The sequence below is a fragment of the Candidatus Eisenbacteria bacterium genome, from assembly GCA_030017955.1.
GTDB lineage: Bacteria > Eisenbacteria > RBG-16-71-46 > JASEGR01 > JASEGR01 > JASEGR01.
The window spans coordinates 1-2,072 of record JASEGR010000188.1; the positions used below are offsets into that span (position 1 = coordinate 1).

Below are 2,072 nucleotides of genomic sequence, written 5' to 3' on the forward strand. Positions count from 1 at the left end.
CACGATCATCAGCATACAGCAGGCACGTCTATATGTCAAGATATTAATGACGCACCACACTAGTCCGGCAAATACAACAGCGATCACTACACATGTCATTCCGAATCTTGTCATTGGACCTTCTCCTTTTCCAACGGTTAACGAGTCTGTAGAAAAAGTCATCTGAATGAGCGGCTTCTGTCCGCTTTGTTACTATTGTCAGCCGGAATCAGTCTGTCCTATATCTGCGTCCCCGTATCCCATCAACTTGGTCACTATCATCGCCTTCTGTCACGGCCTCCCGGATGCCCGGCCTATCGCGCTCACTCCCTCAAGCGAATCGTGGACCATACCGCACGATCTTCACGATGTTATGCACCATGCTAAAGAGCTTCCACTGAATATCGACCTTCACCTTCCCCCGCAGAGTGAACCGATTGAGCCCTCGGGCGTGGCAGATGTTTGCAAACACCGGCTCCACTATCCCCAACCGCCGACTGTACAAAAACCGGCCCCTCAGTGTGTCGAACCGCTCGATCATCCTCTGCGTATAGCTCTTTTCACCATCCTCCCGGCCATGAAAGATCGTCACCTGCCGAGCCACCGTATGCGCCTTGCGCAAACACTTCGCACGAAGCTCACACACCCGGCAGTCCGTCTTCTTCCCCATGTACGAGATCGCGCGGTAACCCTTCGTCTTCCCAAAGTTCCGGTTCTTCAGGTATAGCTCTTTCCCCGCAGGACACACCAACTTCCCTTTCGTCTCATCGTATCTAAAGTCAGCAACTTGAAAGTACCGCGCTTGTCGGCTCGTCTTCTTCCGATCCACCGGCCTCCGGTGCCGCTCCGCCGTCTTGAATAATGGATCCCTCTTGCGAAAACGATTATCCGGTAGGTAGGCATCGATCCCACCCTCCAACACCATCCGTACGTTCTCTTCACTATGATACCCATTATCGGCCACTAAAACCGCCGTCTCCAAAACATCCCTTTGCTCGCCCATCTCCGCAAAGTTCTCTCGCATCCCATCCAACATCGGCTTCAAAAGCTGCTTCTCCTGGCCTTCCCCAAACGCCTCCGCGTGCACCACCACCTGATGCTTCCCGTCCACCGCCGCAATCCCATTGTAACCCTGCACCACCCCATGCGCACTCGGCATCTTCGCACTTTCATTGTCCGTCAAATTGCTCTGCTTCACATTACCCGATGAACCCTTCTTATCCTCCCCGTTCTCCAGCCAACCCTCGATCTTCTTCACCTTCGCCCTCAGCCGCTCTACCGCCTCCTCCTCTTTCTCCCGCATCCCCGGCGTGCCCTCATCACTCTCATCCGTCTCCCGGTGCTTGCGCAGCAAAAGATGGATCGATTTCTCCAGCTTCCCCCTCTTCTTCTCAAAATCCTTCCTCGTCCCGCTCCACTCCTTCGCACAGTTCGACGCTATCTTGCGCCCATCAATCGCAAACATCTGCCGCCCGATTAACCCCTCCTCAGCACAGATCATAAGCACATTGCGAAAGAGCGGCACGATCTCTTCCTCCATCGAGGAAATAAACTCGGCTATCTTCGTAAAATGCGGATGACTGTCCGCCGACAACGCCATGAATACCACGTTCTCACGACATGCCCGCTCAATCTCCCGGGAGGACGTAATCCCACGGGAATAGGCAAAGAGAACTATCTTTAAGAGAATAGCAGGATCGTAGGCAGGGGCACCGGTCTCATCGTTACGAAAACGACCATCAAAGATGGAAAGATCCATCTCATCAACGATCCCGTTGAGAGCAAACTCAAAAGTGCCAGCTTGCAGTTGGTTCTTGAGATCAACGGGAATCATCAGCATCTGCTCGTACGAGTAGGGCTTGAAACGCGGCATCGCTCCCCCCTTTCAATACCTTACTCGCACATTGTAGCCAATATCCCCATTACGTGAAGGGCTTTTTCTACAGATTCAACGCGCTTCTCGGGGTGCTGAGAGAGCTTCATCTGCCAACGGTGCGCTCGTGCTACGAAGAGGAAGCCAACCGCTCGCGGCGCGAGTCTCTGAGTTACGAACAATATCTATTCGAGGTGATGAGTGCGGAGCAGGAGACGCG

Annotated in this window: 1 protein-coding gene; it reads right to left on the reverse strand. The window is 53.6% G+C overall.

What is annotated here, in order from left to right; all coding sequences use genetic code 11:
* Positions 1-310 precede the first annotated feature (310 nt).
* Positions 311-1,852 carry an IS1182 family transposase gene (locus tag QME66_13545; GenBank protein ID MDI6809970.1) on the reverse strand — a complete coding sequence of 514 codons (1,542 nt, stop codon included), beginning with the start codon at positions 1,850-1,852 and terminating at the stop codon, positions 311-313.
* Positions 1,853-2,072 lie beyond the last annotated feature (220 nt).